15 protein-coding genes are annotated in these 13199 nt (G+C 73.2%); 14 read left to right on the top strand and 1 reads right to left on the bottom strand.

The window, feature by feature from the left end; translation table 11 throughout:
• Nucleotides 1-121 precede the first annotated feature (121 nt).
• The 6 genes from WC969_01480 to WC969_01455 are packed head-to-tail and all read left to right on the top strand — an operon-like array spanning nucleotide 122 to nucleotide 5780.
• Nucleotides 122-289: a DUF6132 family protein gene (locus WC969_01480; protein MFA6028502.1), complete on the top strand. Its 168-nt coding sequence runs from the start codon at nucleotides 122-124 to the stop codon at nucleotides 287-289.
• An 8-nt stretch (nucleotides 290-297) separates the two neighbouring features.
• Nucleotides 298-726: an OsmC family protein gene (locus tag WC969_01475; GenBank protein MFA6028501.1), complete on the top strand. Its 429-nt coding sequence runs from the start codon at nucleotides 298-300 to the stop codon at nucleotides 724-726.
• Entirely contained in the window at nucleotides 726-2072 is a 1347-nt protein-coding gene (locus WC969_01470) for a TolC family protein (protein MFA6028500.1), read from the top strand. The genes WC969_01475 and WC969_01470 overlap by 1 nt, the downstream gene beginning before the upstream one ends.
• Entirely contained in the window at nucleotides 2069-5428 is a 3360-nt protein-coding gene (locus WC969_01465) for an efflux RND transporter permease subunit (protein ID MFA6028499.1), read from the top strand. The genes WC969_01470 and WC969_01465 overlap by 4 nt, the downstream gene beginning before the upstream one ends.
• Nucleotides 5425-5631, top strand: coding sequence for a DUF2892 domain-containing protein (locus tag WC969_01460; protein MFA6028498.1), 207 nt, complete (start codon nucleotides 5425-5427; stop codon nucleotides 5629-5631). Before WC969_01465 ends, WC969_01460 begins: the two co-directional genes overlap by 4 nt.
• Entirely contained in the window at nucleotides 5628-5780 is a 153-nt protein-coding gene (locus WC969_01455) for a hypothetical protein (protein ID MFA6028497.1), read from the top strand. The genes WC969_01460 and WC969_01455 overlap by 4 nt, the downstream gene beginning before the upstream one ends.
• A gap of 1 nt (nucleotide 5781) precedes the next feature.
• On the opposite strand, the gene WC969_01450 is transcribed toward WC969_01455, so the two are convergent.
• Nucleotides 5782-6324 carry a hypothetical protein gene (locus tag WC969_01450; protein ID MFA6028496.1) on the bottom strand — a complete coding sequence of 181 codons (543 nt, stop codon included), beginning with the start codon at nucleotides 6322-6324 and terminating at the stop codon, nucleotides 5782-5784.
• Between the two features lie 86 nt (nucleotides 6325-6410).
• Here WC969_01450 and WC969_01445 point away from each other — a divergent pair, with 86 nt between their 5' ends.
• The 8 genes from WC969_01445 to aroA are packed head-to-tail and all read left to right on the top strand — an operon-like array spanning nucleotide 6411 to nucleotide 12957.
• Complete coding sequence (locus WC969_01445; protein ID MFA6028495.1) at nucleotides 6411-6695, top strand: chorismate mutase; 285 nt, start codon at nucleotides 6411-6413, stop codon at nucleotides 6693-6695.
• Nucleotides 6689-7726 carry a 3-deoxy-7-phosphoheptulonate synthase gene (locus WC969_01440; protein MFA6028494.1) on the top strand — a complete coding sequence of 346 codons (1038 nt, stop codon included), beginning with the start codon at nucleotides 6689-6691 and terminating at the stop codon, nucleotides 7724-7726. The genes WC969_01445 and WC969_01440 overlap by 7 nt, the downstream gene beginning before the upstream one ends.
• Nucleotides 7707-8591 carry a shikimate dehydrogenase gene (locus WC969_01435; GenBank protein ID MFA6028493.1) on the top strand — a complete coding sequence of 295 codons (885 nt, stop codon included), beginning with the start codon at nucleotides 7707-7709 and terminating at the stop codon, nucleotides 8589-8591. Before WC969_01440 ends, WC969_01435 begins: the two co-directional genes overlap by 20 nt.
• Nucleotides 8588-9709 carry a chorismate synthase gene (aroC, locus tag WC969_01430; GenBank protein ID MFA6028492.1) on the top strand — a complete coding sequence of 374 codons (1122 nt, stop codon included), beginning with the start codon at nucleotides 8588-8590 and terminating at the stop codon, nucleotides 9707-9709. Before WC969_01435 ends, aroC begins: the two co-directional genes overlap by 4 nt.
• A complete protein-coding gene (locus WC969_01425) occupies nucleotides 9685-10209 on the top strand; it encodes a shikimate kinase (GenBank protein MFA6028491.1) in 525 nt (174 codons plus the stop codon). The genes aroC and WC969_01425 overlap by 25 nt, the downstream gene beginning before the upstream one ends.
• The gene (locus WC969_01420) at nucleotides 10206-11258 is read left to right on the top strand and encodes a 3-dehydroquinate synthase family protein (GenBank protein MFA6028490.1); all 1053 of its coding nucleotides are present in this window, start codon (nucleotides 10206-10208) and stop codon (nucleotides 11256-11258) included. The genes WC969_01425 and WC969_01420 overlap by 4 nt, the downstream gene beginning before the upstream one ends.
• Nucleotides 11255-11686 carry a type II 3-dehydroquinate dehydratase gene (locus tag WC969_01415; GenBank protein MFA6028489.1) on the top strand — a complete coding sequence of 144 codons (432 nt, stop codon included), beginning with the start codon at nucleotides 11255-11257 and terminating at the stop codon, nucleotides 11684-11686. The genes WC969_01420 and WC969_01415 overlap by 4 nt, the downstream gene beginning before the upstream one ends.
• Nucleotides 11662-12957 (top strand): 3-phosphoshikimate 1-carboxyvinyltransferase, encoded by a 1296-nt coding sequence (aroA, locus tag WC969_01410; GenBank protein ID MFA6028488.1) that lies wholly within the window; start codon nucleotides 11662-11664, stop codon nucleotides 12955-12957. The genes WC969_01415 and aroA overlap by 25 nt, the downstream gene beginning before the upstream one ends.
• Nucleotides 12958-13199: the final 242 nt, after the last annotated feature.

The raw sequence follows: 13199 nt of genomic DNA, 5'->3' as shown, positions 1-13199 counted from the left end.
TCGGGCTTTCCCTTGACCTGAGTCAAGGCCGCGCCGGAGGCGCGGCCTCCGCACCCCGCGCTCGGAGTGAGGGGGGCTGAATCCTTTTCAGCCCCCCGGCATCTAACAGGAGGAGGACGAAATGAACCTGAAGAACGCCGCCGTCGGAGTCGTCGTGGGAGCCCTCGGAGGCTTCCTCTGGCAGCGCCTCGTCGGCTGCCGGACGGGGGCCTGCCCGTTGACGGCGAACCCCTGGCTCAGTACCTTGTATGGGGCCCTGCTGGGGCTGATGGTCTCGACGTCCCGTTAGGAGGGAGCATGCATCCTTTCCCGCATCACTACGAAGCCGACCTGGAGTGGAAGGGCGAGCGCACGGGCGTCCTGAGCGCGCCGCCGCGTCCGGACATCCTGGGCGGACCGCCGCCGCAGTTCGACGGGAGCGACCGTGTCTGGAGCCCCGAGCACCTGCTCCTGAACGCGCTCAATCTCTGCCAGATGAACACTTTCTTCGCCCTCGCCTCCAAGGCCGGGCTGACGGTCGAGACCTACCGCAGCAAGGTCTCGGGCACGCTCGAAAAGGGGGCCGAGGGCATCGGCTTCACCGCGTTCGCGCTCCGGGTCGCGGTGCGGGTGGCGGACGCGGATAAGGAGAAGGCGGAACAACTCCTCCATACGGCGAAGAAGTACTGTCTCGTCTCCAACGCGCTGAAGCTCAAGGCGACGCTCGAGACGGCGGTCAACGCCTAATGCCGCTCATCGCCCTGATAGCGCTGTTCGTCTCCCTCCCGCTCTCCGCACAGCCCCTCGACCTCGAGACGGGCGTGCGCGCCGCGCTCGAGCGCAGCCCCGAGCTGCGCGGGGCCCGGGCCCAGGGCGCCGGAGCCCGGGCGGGGATGCTCGAGGCCTCCCTGCTCCGCCTCCCGCGGCTCTCCGCGCGCGGATCCTGGACGCGCAGCGACGACCCGCTCTTCGCATTCGGCGCCCTGCTCCAGCAGCGCTCGGTGACCTCTCCGGACTTCGATCCGGCGCGGGTGAACCGTCCCGGCTACCGGACCGACATCCTCGGGTCCCTCGAAGCGGGGATGCCGCTCTTCACCGGCTTCGAGCTGAGCGACGCGCGCCGGCTCGGCGAGCTCGGAGTGCGGCAGGCCGAGGCGGGGGGGGACGGGCTCGCGCAGAAGCTGCGCTACGACGCGGCCGAGGCCTGGCTCAAGGTCCTTCTCGAGCGCCGGACGCTCGAGGCCGTGCGCTCGCACGCGGAGTCGGCGGCCAAGGAACTGGAGAACGCCGATCGTCTTCGCCAGAAGGGGCTCGTGCTCGGCGCCGACTACTACGCCGCCGCGGGCGTCCTTGAAGGTCTGCGCGCCTGGGTGACGCGGCTGGAGGCCGAGCTCGAGGGCGCCCGCGCGCGCCTGCGGACCCTCACGGGCCTCTCCGAGGACCCGCCGGCATCCGCCCGCCTGAGCGAGGCCGCCTATCCCCTTCCGGCCGCCGAGGAGCTGGCCGCTTCCGCCGTGGAACGGCGCGGCGACCTCAAGGCCGCGGCGCTGCAGGAGCGCTCCGCCGAGGTCGGCCGGCGCATGGCCGACTTCTCGACGCTGCCGCGCGTGGACGCCTTCGCCGCGCTGCAGCTCCATTCAAAGGACCTCGCCGCCGCGCCCTCCGACCGCATGGTCGGCGTGCGCATGAACGTGCCCTTCGGCGACGCCTCCTGGCTGGCGCGCCGAGAAGGCGCCCGCGCGCGTCTCGACGAGACCCGCGCCCGCCGCGAGGCTCTCGTCGACGCGGCCCGCCTCGAGGCCCTGCAGGCGCACGCCGCGTACGCGGGGGTCGTCGGAAGCCTTCCCCGGGTGCGCGACATGCTGGAGCGCTCCCGCAAGTCCCTCGAGCTCTTCCGTCCGCTCTATCGCGAAGGGCGGCAGAGCGTGCTCGAGGCCCTGCGCGCCGAGGAGGCGACGGCCCGCGCCGAGGCCGCCCTCGCCGAGACGCTCTACGGCCTGCACGCGGGCTGGGCGGGTGTCCGGCTCGCGGCCGGGACCTTCGACGAGGACGCCGTCCGGACCATCGCCGCCCGTCTCCAGGAGAAGCCATGACGCAGAACGCCCCTTCTCATCACGGCCTCGCGGGGAAGGTCGCCGAGACCTTCATCCGCTCCAAGCTCACCGTCCTCGTCGTCCTGGCGTCCCTCATGCTCGGGGTCTTCGCGACCCTCAAGCTTCCGCGCGAGGAGGAGCCGCAGATCAACGTCCCGATGTTCGACCTCTATGTCCCGTTCCCCGGCGCGAGCGCCCGGGAGGTCGAGCAGCGCGTGGTCAGCGTCGGCGAGCGCAAGCTCTGGGAGATCCCCGGAGTCGAGTACATCTACTCGATCTCGGAGCCGGGCTTCGGCTTCTTCATCGTCCGCTTCAGAGTCGGCACCGACCCTGAGCAGGCGATGACGCTTCTGCATTCGAAGGCCTCGGCCAACCTCGACCTCATGGCGTCCGGGGCGGGGCATCCGCTCATCAAGCCGCGCTCCATCGACGATGTGCCCATCCTCGCGCTGACCCTCTGGAGCGGTAAGCCCGGCGTCGACGCGTACGCCCTGCGCCGCGCCGCCGCCGCTCTGCGCGAGGAGATCTCCGGCGTGGAGGACGTCTCGGAGATCGAGATCATCGGAGGCCATCGCCGGACGCTCCTCGTGCACTTCGACCCTGCGAAGCTCTCCGCCCGTCGCCTGGGGCCGCTGGACATCGCCGGCATCCTCCAGAGCTCCAATCGCAAGCTTCCGGCCGGGCATTACAGCCGTGACGGCGGGGCGGTCCAGGTCGAGACGGACGCCTTCATCCGCTCCGCCGACGACCTCCGCCGCACCGTCGTGGGCGTCAGCAACGGCAGCCCCGTGACGCTCGCCGACGTCGCGACCGTCACCGACGGCCCCGACGACGCCGAGCGCGAGGTCTTCCTCTGGCCCAAGCGCGATGCGGTCCCCGCGGCGGGCCCTAGCGCCGCGGGGACGGCGCGAGAGGAGGCCCCTTCCGCTTCCCGGAGCGCGGAAGGGGCGATGCGAGCGGAGAACGACATGCGCATCGACGGCCCGCGCGCCGCGGTCACGCTCGCGGTCTCGAAGCGGCGCGGCGCGAACGCCACCGCCGTCTCCCGCGAAGTCCTCGCGCGCGTCGAGAGCGCCCGCGGGCGCCTCCTGCCCGAGGGCGTGGAGACGACCGTCGTGCGCGACTACGGGCGCACCGCGAAGGCGAAGTCCGACGAACTGCTCTGGCACATGCTGCTGGCGACGCTCTCGGTGACCGCCCTCATCGCCCTGACGCTCGGTCTGCGCGAAGCGGCCGTGGTCCTCGTGGCCATCCCGGTCACCCTGTCGCTGACCCTGCTCATCTACTTCCTCTTCGGCTACACCCTCAATCGCATCACGCTCTTCGCGCTCATCTTCTCCATCGGCATCCTCGTCGACGACGCCATCGTGGTCGTCGAGAACATCCACCGCCACTACATGCTGCGCGACGGCCGCGACCTCTGGCGACTTTCCGTGGACGCGGTGAGCGAGGTCGGCAACCCGACGATCCTCGCGACCTGGGCCGTCATCGCCGCCATCCTGCCCATGGCCTTCGTGCGCGGGCTCATGGGACCCTACATGCGTCCCATCCCGGTCGGCGCCTCTTTCGCGATGCTCTTCTCGCTGGCCATCGCCTTCATCATCAGCCCCTGGGCCTTCGCCCACCTGCTCGAGCGCTGGAAGCCCGCCGACGGCGGCGGGCACGGCGTCCCTTCGGCGGGCCAGAGCGCCGAAGGGACGGCGCGAGAGGAGAAGGGCCGGCGCGCCGAAGAATCCTCGCTCGACCGGCTCTATCGCCGGTTCATGGGCAGACTCCTCGACGATTCCAAGGCCAGGAACCTCTATCTGGCTTCGATGGCCGCACTCCTGCTGGGCGCCGTCTCGCTGGTGGGCTTCAAGCTCGTGACGGTCAAGATGCTCCCGTTCGACAACAAGGACGAGTTCGAGGTCCTCGTGAACATGCCGGAGGGCTCGGCGCTCGAGCGCACCCGCGCGGCCGTCTCCGAGATGTCCGCGCGCCTGCGCGAGGTCCCCGAGGTCGAGGTCGTCAGCGGCTACGTCGGCGCCGCCGCTCCCTACAACTTCAACGGCCTGGTGCGGCACTACTATCTTCGGAACCGGCCGCACCAAGGGGGACTGCTGGTCAACCTCAAGGACCGCCATGAGCGCCGGCGCCAGAGCCACGCGATCGCGAGCGGCGTGCGCGCGGCCGTCCAGGAGATCGGACGCCGCTACGGCGCGCGCGTCCAGGTCGCCGAGGTCCCGCCGGGGCCGCCGGTGCTCGCGACGCTCGTCCTCGAGCTCTACGGGCCCGACGACGCGAAGCGCGACGCGCTCGCGCGCAAGGTCAAGGCCCTGCTCGAGCGCACCGAGGGCATCGTGGACGTGGACACCTATGTCCCCGACGCGCAGCCCCTCGACCGACTCGTCGTCGACCGGCCGAGGGCCACGCTCAACGCCATCCCCTCCGAGCGCATCGCCCAGACGGTCGCCCTCGCGCTCGACGGGCAGGATGTGGACCTCGCGCACATGGACGGTGAGAACGAGCCCGTGGACATACGCCTGCGCCTCGCGCCCGCCGACCGCCGGGGGCTCGACGCGGTCCGGCGCATCACCCTGCTCTCCCGCGTCGGCACCCCCATCCCGGTCGGCGAGCTCACGCGCGTCGAGCGCCGCGAGCAGGACCCGCCCATCCACCGCAAGAACCTGCGCAAGGTGAGCTACGTCGTCGCCGACGTCTCCGGCCGCCAGGAGAGCCCGGTCTACGGCATCCTGGCGCTGCGGCCGGAGCTCCGCAAGCTCCTCGACGCCGAGGGGGTCGGGGCGAAGGAGTACTTCACGACGCAGCCCAAGAGCGCGCTCGAGACCGCGGTGAAGTGGGACGGGGAGTGGCAGATCACCTACGAGGTCTTCCGCGACATGGGCATCGCCTTCGCTCTGGTGCTCGTGCTCATCTACATCCTCGTCGTGGGCTGGTTCAAGTCCTTCACGGTGCCGCTGGTCATCATGGTGCCCATCCCGCTGACGCTGGTGGGCATCCTGCCCGCGCACTGGGCGCTGGGGGCCTTCTTCACCGCCACCTCGATGATCGGCTTCATCGCCGGCGCCGGCATCGTCGTGCGCAACTCGATCATCCTGGTGGACTTCATCCAGCTGCGCCTCCGGGAAGGGATGAGCCTGCGCGACGCCGTCATCGACGCCGGGGCCGTGCGCTTCCGGCCCATGCTCTTGACGGCGGCCGCCGTCGTCGTCGGCGCGGGGGTCATCCTCTTCGACCCCATCTTCCAGGGGCTCGCGGTCGCGCTCATGGCCGGCGAAGTGGCCTCGACGCTGCTCTCGCGCATGGCCGTTCCCATCCTGTACTACCTGCTCGCCCGTTCGGAGGGATCACGATGAAAAAGGAATGTCTCATCCGCGCCTTCGCCGGCATGATGATCCTCGGCAGTCTCGCGCTCGCGCAGGTCTACGGCCGCGGGTGGCTGCTCCTCACGGCCTTCGTGGGCTTGAATCTGCTCCAGTCGGCCTTCACGCGCTGGTGCCTGCTCGAGGACATCCTCGGACGGCTCGGCTTCGAGGGGCACTGCTCGGACCGGGGATGAAGAAGCGCCGCAAGACGCTCTGCGTCCTCGCCGAAGAGAAAGGGGGGAAGAAGCTCCGGCGCTATGTCCGCGGCGCGCGCTTCATCTGCAGGCGCTGCGGCCGCGCCGCGGCCGACGAAGACCGTCTCTGCCGTCCGACGGACCTCTGATTCAGCGGGAGTCCCGCAGCAGCCGGGGCGCGTCGCCCTTCACTCCCGCGGCATCTCCCGGCTCTTCTTCGGCCGGAGCGCTCGCGGGCTGGGCGGCGCTCGGGGCAGCGGGCGCCTTCTTCCCCGCGGGCTTGCGCGGCTTCTTCTTGAGCGGCGGAAAGCCCTTCTTCATGGACTCCTGGACGGCTTCGGCCACCCCGTCTCCCATGCGGAAGGGTCGCTCGACGACGCGCGAGGGGTCCGACTTCCTCCAGCAGCGCCGAACGCCCATGACGGGGTTCCCGAGCGACTGGACGATCTGCTCCTTCATGTCGCCCTGCGCGGCCGTCGGATGGACGACGCCCTTCTCGCAGACCCACTCGTCCTCGGGCTCCTGGACCGCGACGGGCGTCCCCGTCCCCTGGGCGGGCGGCGTCGTCTTCTTCCATTCGTAGGGGGTGAGCTTGCCCCGCGTCCCGTCGTCCTTGGCGGCCGCATCCTGTGCGCGGGCCGGCGCGAGCGCGGCGGCGACGAGCATGGCCGTCAGGAAAAGTGAGCTCTGCATGGGGCCTCCGGCGTCGCCACCCATGATACCAAAGCGGGCAAGGGAGGACGCTCTTGCGCTCCGTCGATTGCTACAATGAATCCCGCATGACCGACCGTCCTTCCCGGGAGCTCCAGACGCTGCGGCGCGGCATCGACGCTCTCGACCGGCGCATCGCGCCGCTCCTGGCGCGCCGCTTCGCGCTCGCCGTCCGGACGGCGGCCTTCAAGCGCGCCCTCCGCGACGCCGCGCGCGAGCGCGCCGTGCTGCGCGGCGTCCTGAGTTCCTCCCGCGCGCGGGGCGCGAGCGCTCGCGCCCTCGCCGCCGTCTATCGCGAGCTCTTCCGCCGGTCCCTGCTCCTCCAGCGCTCCGCGCGGAGGGAGCGGTGCTGATCCGCGCGGGCAGGGCTTCCCGGGCCGCCGTCGAGGCGGCCGTGCGCCGTCTCTACCCCGGCTCCGAGCTCGCGCGCGTCCCGGAAGGGCTGCGTGTGCGCGTCCTGCGCGGAGCGCCCGCCGCCCAGCGCTCGCGCCTCGAGGCGCTCCCCGGCGTCGAGGGCGTCGAGCTGAGCTCCGAGGAGGCCTGTCCGCTCGCCTGCGCGCGGGGGAACCTGCGCGAGGGCCTTGCTCCGCGGGGCGGCTTCACGGTGATCGCCGGACCCTGCGCGGTCGAGGACGAGGAGTCCTTCGTCCGGACGGCCCGCGCCCTCAAGCGCCTGGGCGCGAGCATGCTGCGCGGAGCCCTGTTCAAGCCGCGCACCTATCCCTACACTTTCGAAGGCATCGGTCTGCGGGGGCTGCGCGCGCTCGAGAAAGCGAAGCGCGCGAGCGGCCTGCCGGTGCTCACCGAGATCACCGACCCGCGCCAGATCGGCGCGGTGCTCCGGGTCTCCGACGCGCTGCAGTGCGGCGCCCGCAACATGCGCAACTACGAGCTGCTCAAGGAACTCGGCCGCAGCGGGACGACCGTCCTCCTCAAGCGCGCGCCCGACGCCTCCGTTCGGGAATGGCTGCTCTCCGCCGAGTACCTGCTCTCCGCCGGCGACTGCCGGGTCCTGCTCTGCGAGCGCGGGAACTCCTTCGGGCGCGGCGCCGGGGCGGGGCTCGACCTGAAGAAGGCCCTGAGCGCGCTGCGCGAGTCGCGTCTGCCGGTGCTGGCCGACCCCAGCCACGCCCTCGGCGAGCGAGGCCTCGTTCCGCGGGCGGCGCTCGCGGCCGCCGCGGCCGGGCTCGACGGCCTCATGGTCGAAGTCCATCCTCGGCCCGAGCACGCGCTCGTCGACGGCCGTCAGACCCTCGGGCTCTCCGAGTTCGGCGCGCTCATGCGCCGGCTCCGCGCACTCCTCGCGTCGGGCTTCAGCGACGCGAGGACGGCGCGAAAGGAGAACGACCAGCGCGCCGGAAACCATGCCTCCCGGCGCTCCTGAACCTGCCCATCCGCTCCTCCTCGGCCTCGTCGGCCGCCCGGTCGCCCATTCCCTCTCTCCCCGCGTCATCGCCGAGCTCGCGCGCCGTTCCAAGGTCTCCGCGCGCTACGAGCTCGTCGACTCCGACGCCGTGGGGCTGCCCGGCTTCCTGAAGCGCGTCCGCTCCGAGGGCTGGGGCGGCTTCAACGTGACCTATCCGCTCAAGGAGGCCGTCGCGGGGCAGCTCGACGCCTTCGACGAGAACGCCGCCGCGCTCCTCGCCGTCAACGTCGTCCGCCGCGAGGGCTCTCTCTGGAAGGGCTACAACACGGACATGGACGGCTTCCGCCTGGCGCTGGCCTCCGTCGGCACGGACCTCAAAGGCCGGCGCGTGGTCGTCTGGGGCTCGGGCGGCGCCGCGCGCGCCGCCGTCCTCGCGTCGGCCCGCGCGGGCGCGCAATGGGTGACGGTCTTCTCCCGCGACCCGGCGCGGGCCCGTCCGCTCATCGACGGGCTGCTCTCCCGCGTGCCGGGCGCGCGCCTCAAGGTGCAGCGCACCGGAGAGCCCCCGCCCGAGGACGCGGACGTCTGGGTGAACGCGACCACGGTCGGCATGCCCGGCGTGCCGGTCCCTTCGGCGGTCTGGGACCTCCCGGCGCGGCCGCGCGGGGTCGCCTGCGATTTCGTCTACGGCGGAGGGGAGACGCCGTTCCTCGCCTGCTGCCGGAGCGCGGGCCTGGCCGTCGTGCCCGGGACCATGGTCCTCGTCGGGCAGGCCCTGCGCGCCTGGGAGCTCTGGACGCGCCGTCCGCTGCACGACGTCGAGACGCAGCTTCGGGAGATCGCGGCGCTGGTCGCCGGGGAAGCTCCGCGGGGGGATGCATGAGGTTCTTGACCGCCGGAGAGTCGCACGGGGAGGCGCTCGTCGGCATCCTCGAGGGGTTCCCGGCCGGGGTCGCCGTCTCGGGCGACGAGATCTCCGGCCGCCTGCGCCTGCGCCGCGCCGTCGCCGGACGGAGCACGCGGCAGAAGGCGGAACGCGACGAGGTCCGCGTCCTCGGCGGCCTGCACCGGGGCATCACGACCGGCGCCCCCATCGCGCTCGTGCTGCCCAACGCGGGCCGCGCGGCGGCGGCTCCCGACGCCGTGCCGCGCCCCGGGCACGCCGACTACGCGGGCGCGCTCAAATACGGCCTGCGGGACGCCGCGCTCGTGCGCGAGCGGGCGAGCGCGCGCGAGACGGCCATGCGCGTCGCCCTCGGCGCCTTCCCTCTCCGTCTGCTCGGCTCCCTGGGCGTCGTCGTGGCCGGACGCGTCGTGCGCATCGGAGAGGAGAGCGACGACCGCGGCTTCTCGGCGTCCCTGCGCTCCGCGCGGGCCGTCCTCGACGCCTCGCCGCTGCGCTGTCTCGACGCCGCCGCCGGGCGCCGCATGGCCTCCGCGCTCGAGGCCGCCCGCGCCGCCGGCGACACGCTGGGCGGGGTCTTCGAGGTCTGCGCCGAGGGCGTGCCGCCCGGCCTCGGCAGCCACGTCCACTGGGACCGGCGCCTCGACGCCCGCGTCGGCGCCGCGTTCCTCGGCCTCAACGCGGTCCGCGGAGTGGAGCTCGGCACCGGCTTCGCGCTCGCGAGCCTTCCCGGCACGCGCGCCGGCGACGCCTTCAAGCCCGGGACTCCGCCGCGCCGCGCCTCGAACCACGCCGGCGGGATCGAGGGAGGGATGAGCAACGGCCAGCTCATCGTCGTGCGGGCGGCGATGAAGCCCGTCCCGGCGTCGAACCTCTCCGTCCCGTCGATCGACCTTCGGACGGGCCGGTCCGCGAAGGCGCGCTCCGAACGCTCCGACGTCTGCGCCGTCCCGGCCGCGGCGCTCATCGGGGAGGCCCTGCTCGGTTTCGTGCTCGCGGAGGCCTTCCTGGAGAAGTTCGGGGGGGATTCTCTCGCCGAGCTCGAGCCGCGCGTGCGGGACTGGAGGGAGCGTTGCCGATCCATCGGCCGCGGCTGATCCTCCTGCGCGGCTTCATGTGCGCGGGCAAGACCCGGGTCGGGCGCTCACTCGCGCGGCGCCTGGGCTGGCGCTTCGCCGACAGCGACGCCGAGGTCCGCCGACGCAGCGGGCTGAGCGCCGCCGCGTTCATCCGCCGCAGGGGCTTGAGGTCCTTCCGCGCCGAGGAGCGGCGCGTCCTGCGCTCCCTCCTGGGCCGCACCGAGACCGTCGTGGCGCTGGGCGGCGGGACGCCGCTTCCGTCCGCGCGCCCGGGCGCGTACTCGGTCTACCTTTCCGTCCCGGAGGAGGAACTCTCCCGGCGCATCGGGAAGGTCTGGCGGCGCCTGCCGCTCATCGGTACGGGGGAGCCCGCGAAGATCCGGCGCAGGGTCCGCGCGCTGCTGGCTCGGCGCCGGCCGGGCTACCGGCGAGCCGACTGGACGCTCGACTGCGCGCGCCTGTCTCCGGAGCGCGCCGCCGCCCGCATCGCCGCGCGCCTGAGCGTGAGGGCGCGATGAAGGCCATGTCCTGGAGGGTCGGCGGCCGCCGTACGCGGACGCTGGTCGGGCGCGGGCTGCTCGGACGCCCGGGCCTGCTCGCGAGGATGCTGCCGGGGGCCGACCGCGTCGCCGTCGTCACCGACGCGCGCTGCCGCCGGCTTTTCCTGCCCCGTCTGCTCCGTTCTCTCGGCCGCGCGCCGGACCTGGTCCACCTCCTCCCGCGGGGGGAACGGGCCAAGTGCGGCGCGGAACTCGAACGGCTTCATCGTGCGCTCCTCGCGGGAGGCTTCTCCCGCGACTCGGCGCTCGTGGCCCTGGGCGGCGGAGCGGTCTCGGACCTCTGCGGCTTCGCGGCCGCCACTTTCATGCGCGGCGTCCGCTGGGCCTGCGCGCCGACGACCCTGCTCGCGCAGATCGACGCCGGACTGGGCGGGAAGACCGGAGTCGACCTCGCCGGGGTCAAGAACGCCGTCGGCGCCTTCCATCAGCCGGAGGCCGTGCTCTGCGACCCGGAGCTCCTCGAGTCCCTGGGCCCGCGGGAGCTGCGCGCGGGGCACGGCGAGCTCCTGAAATACGCGCTCCTCTTCGAGCGCCGCTTCCCCGCGACGTCGGCCGTCCGGCCGCCGCGCGGCGCGGCGCTGGAACGGGCGGTCGAGCGCTGCGTACGCTGGAAGATGTCGGTCGTCGCGCAGGACGAGCGCGAGACGCGGAGCCGACGGGAGGTCCTCAACCTCGGGCACACCTTCGGGCACGGCTTCGAGGCCGCCGCGCGGGGAGCGCTGCGTCACGGAGAGGCGGTGCTCCTCGGCCTGCGCGCCGCCGTCCGGCTTTCGGAGCTGGAGGGGCTCCTCCCCGCGCCCGAGGCGCGGCGCCTGCGGGGCCTCCTCGCGGCGCTCCCCTGCCCGCGCCCGCGTCTGCGGGCGGCGGAGGTCCTGAGGCACATGGGCGCCGACAAGAAGCGGCGAGGCGGACGGCTCCGCTTCGTGCTCCTGCGCGGACCGGGCCGTCCCGTCGTCGCCGGCGCGCGAGCGGCCAACGTCGCGCGCGTCCTGAAGGAGATCCTATGAAGGTCCTCGTCATCCACGGCCCGAACCTGAACCTCCTCGGCGAACGGCGACCCGACGTCTACGGAAGGCGCACGCTCAAGGAACTCGACCGGGAGCTCCGCGCGAAGGCGCGCTCCCTGAAGCTCACGCTGCGCATCCTGCAGAGCAATCACGAGGGCCGCATCCTCGACGTCCTGGCCGCCGCGCGGCGCTGGGCGGACCGGCTCGTCATCAACCCCGGGGCGCTCACGCACTACAGCTACGCGCTGCGCGACGGCATCGAGGCGTGCGGCATCCCCGCCGTCGAGGTCCACCTCAGCGACATCCGCCGCCGCGAGCCCTTCCGCCGCCGCTCGGTCGTGCGGGCGGTCTGTCGGAAGAGCTTCAGCGGCGGGGGCTTCGGCTCCTACCTGAAGGCGCTGGAGTGGTGCGCGAAGAGCGCCGCATGAACCTCGTCGTCCGACCCGCGCGGCTCCTCGTCGGGACGCTGCGCCCGCCGGGGGACAAGTCCGTCTCTCACCGGGTCCTCGTCCTGGGGGCGCTCGCGAGCGGACGCACGCTGGCCGCCGGCCTCTCCGACTGCGGGGATGTGCGTTCGACCGCGCGATGCTTGCGCGCGCTCGGCGTGAGCATCCGGACGAGCGGCGGGAAGACCCTCGTCGAACCTCCCGCGCGGGGTCTGCGCCGCCCGCGCGGACCTCTCGACTGCGGGAACTCCGGGACGACCTTGCGCCTGCTCGCCGGGCTGCTCGCCGCCGAACCCTTCGACGCCGTTCTCACGGGGGACGCCTCGCTGCGCCGACGCCCCATGGAGCGCGTCGCGGCGCCGCTGCGGCGCATGGGAGCTTCCGTCCGCCTCGCCTCCGGCGGGAGAGCCCCGATGCGCGTGCGCGGCGGGCTCCTGAAGGGCGCGGTGCACCGGCTGGAGGTCGCCAGCGCGCAGGTGAAGACCGCGCTTCTGCTTGCGGGCCTGCGGGCGCAGGGGCGCACACGCGTCGTCGAGCCCGCGCCCAGCCGCGACCACACGGAGCGGCTGCTGCCCCTCTTCGGCGCCGCGGTCCGCCGCCGGGGGCTCGAGGTCTCTGTCCGGGGGCGCGCGCTGCGCGGCGCCCGTCTGCGCGTGCCCGGCGACTTCTCCTGCGCTGCGCCCTTCATCGCCGCCGCCGCCATGCTCCCGGGCTCGCGCCTGCGGGCGGAGGGCGTGGGCCTCAACCCGACGCGGCTGGGGTTTCTGCGCATCCTGCGGCGCATGGGGGCTCGCATCCGCGTCGTCCGCCGCCGCGCCGGGACCGAGCCGGAGGGGACGCTCGAGGTCCGGGGCGGGAACCTGCGCGCGACGACGGTCCTCGCCCGGGAGGTCCCCTCGGCGATCGACGAGCTCCTCCTGCTCGCCGTGCTCGCGGCCCGGGCCCGCGGCGTCACGCGTCTGCGCGGCGCGCGCGAGCTGCGGGTCAAGGAATCCGACCGCATCGCCTCGGCGGCGGCGCTCCTGCGCGCGCTGGGCGCGGAGATCCGGACCTTTCCGGACGGCTTCGAGGTCCGCGGGCCCCAGCGCCTGCGCGGCGGCCGGGTGGACTGCCGGGGGGACCATCGCGTCGCCATGGCGGCCGCCGCCGCGGCGCTCTGCGCCGACGGCCCGACCGCGCTGTGCGGCTCCGGCTGCGCGGCGGTCTCCTATCCGGCCTTCTTCAGGGAACTCCGGAGGCTCGCCCGGCGCTGAGCGCCGTGAGCACCTGACAGAACCTAGGAGTCCGTCCGAGTAATAGCATGTTCTCCGGTCGCGCGCTATTGGAGCGAGACAAGGAGCGAGGAGCGCGCATAGCTGCGGCTATGTAAGCGACGAGCGACGCCGTCGCAGCCCGATAGCGCGCGACCCGCTCCTCCCATGACTTCTGAGGAAGAGCGGGAGGCCCCATCCCGGCCGTGCGCCGCGTTGCTCCTCGCTCACATAGCGGGGCTATG

It is taken from the genome of Elusimicrobiota bacterium (assembly GCA_041660925.1).
GTDB lineage: Bacteria > Elusimicrobiota > Elusimicrobia > UBA1565 > UBA1565 > JBAZUV01.
The sequence above is the reverse complement of the archived record's forward strand: the minus strand, read 5'-3'. Positions and strand labels throughout refer to the sequence as shown.

Coding starts and splice junctions, on each gene's coding strand:
- WC969_01450 (MFA6028496.1), bottom strand. CDS start 6,324: ATGCAGAGCTCACTTTTCCTGACGGCCATGCTCGTCGCCGCCGCGCTC.
- WC969_01445 (MFA6028495.1), top strand. CDS start 6,411: ATGACCGACCGTCCTTCCCGGGAGCTCCAGACGCTGCGGCGCGGCATC.
- WC969_01470 (MFA6028500.1), top strand. CDS start 726: ATGCCGCTCATCGCCCTGATAGCGCTGTTCGTCTCCCTCCCGCTCTCC.
- WC969_01455 (MFA6028497.1), top strand. CDS start 5,628: ATGAAGAAGCGCCGCAAGACGCTCTGCGTCCTCGCCGAAGAGAAAGGG.
- WC969_01465 (MFA6028499.1), top strand. CDS start 2,069: ATGACGCAGAACGCCCCTTCTCATCACGGCCTCGCGGGGAAGGTCGCC.
- WC969_01420 (MFA6028490.1), top strand. CDS start 10,206: ATGAAGGCCATGTCCTGGAGGGTCGGCGGCCGCCGTACGCGGACGCTG.
- WC969_01480 (MFA6028502.1), top strand. CDS start 122: ATGAACCTGAAGAACGCCGCCGTCGGAGTCGTCGTGGGAGCCCTCGGA.
- aroC (MFA6028492.1), top strand. CDS start 8,588: ATGAGGTTCTTGACCGCCGGAGAGTCGCACGGGGAGGCGCTCGTCGGC.
- WC969_01460 (MFA6028498.1), top strand. CDS start 5,425: ATGAAAAAGGAATGTCTCATCCGCGCCTTCGCCGGCATGATGATCCTC.
- WC969_01475 (MFA6028501.1), top strand. CDS start 298: ATGCATCCTTTCCCGCATCACTACGAAGCCGACCTGGAGTGGAAGGGC.
- WC969_01435 (MFA6028493.1), top strand. CDS start 7,707: ATGCCTCCCGGCGCTCCTGAACCTGCCCATCCGCTCCTCCTCGGCCTC.
- WC969_01415 (MFA6028489.1), top strand. CDS start 11,255: ATGAAGGTCCTCGTCATCCACGGCCCGAACCTGAACCTCCTCGGCGAA.